The sequence below is a fragment of the Bradyrhizobium sp. BRP56 genome (assembly GCF_020194035.1).
GTDB lineage: Bacteria > Pseudomonadota > Alphaproteobacteria > Rhizobiales > Xanthobacteraceae > Bradyrhizobium > Bradyrhizobium australafricanum.
In genome coordinates this window covers 1-1,088 of record NZ_JADYVV010000173.1, presented here as the reverse complement: position 1 = coordinate 1,088, position 1,088 = coordinate 1, and the positions used below count along the sequence as shown (strand labels likewise).

Annotated in this window: 1 protein-coding gene; it reads right to left on the bottom strand. The window is 66.4% G+C overall.

Annotated features, from left to right (window positions below; all coding sequences use genetic code 11):
• Window positions 1-924: IS110 family transposase (locus I6F38_RS43215; protein WP_225164689.1), on the bottom strand; the 924-nt coding region annotated here is incomplete at its 3' end.
• Window positions 925-1,088: the final 164 nt, after the last annotated feature.

The following is a 1,088-nucleotide window of genomic DNA, read 5'->3' as shown; positions in this document are numbered from 1 at the left end:
TTGCCATGGTTTTTGGTCCCTGAGCATGGCGTTGAGGGTTGTGAGGACTTTGCGTGCAACGGCGATGAGGGCGACCATCTTGGGCTTTCCAGCGGTCACCAGGCGTCGGTAGAAGACCTTGAGCTGCGGATGGTATCGGCTGGCCGACAGGGCGGCCATGTAGAGCCCGGCGCGCAGCTTGGCCCTTCCACCGCCGATCATGCTCTTGCCCTTCCAGCGGCCCGACTGGCGGGTGAACGGGGCAAGACCGGCGAGGCTCGCAATCTGACGCCGATTGAGCGTGCCGAGCTCGGGCACCTCGGCGAGGAAGGTCCGTGCGAGGGTGTTGCTCACGCCAGGAAAGCTGACCAGCAACTCCTCCTTGGCGCGCCAGACTGGCGAGCCGCGCACCAGCGTGTCGATGTCGTTGTCGATCTCCGGCAGCTCCTTCTCGAGGACCTTGATATGGCGGGCAAGGCTCTTGCGGACGCGGACGTTCTCGGCCCGCTTCTCGCGCTGACGCTCGGCAACGATCATCTCGATGATCTGCCGTCGGCGGCTGACCAGTTCGGCCAGCAGCCGGGCTTCCTGATCCGGCATCGCACGCGGCTCCGGCTGCACCGCCTCGACAAACCGCGCGATGACCGCCGCATCGATCGGGTCCGTCTTGGCGCGCTGGCCAACCGCCTGCGCGAAGTGCCGGATCTGGGCCGGGTTGACCACCACCAGCGGCAGCCGGGCGCCGGCCAGCGCCGCAGCAACGATCGTCTCGAAGCCGCCGGTTGCCTCCACCGCAATCAGCGCCGGCGAGATCGCCTGCAAGCGCGCAACGAGCTCTTCCAGGCCTTTGCCGTCACGCGCCACGGCAAAGGCTTCTCCGCTCGGACGGACATGCACGTCCAGTCGGTCCTTCGACACATCAATGCCAACGTAGATCGCGTCCATCTGCACCCATCCTTGCGCAACCGGGCTCGCCAGGCGGCCCTCGCGACTGTTCGGGTTCAATGGAACAACGGACGGGGCGCCGCGCTGAGGTCCGGGCTTCAAAGCCCTGGGATGAAGCGGTCTCCCGTCCGTTACCGCACCGGACACTCTATCCGATCCAGTGC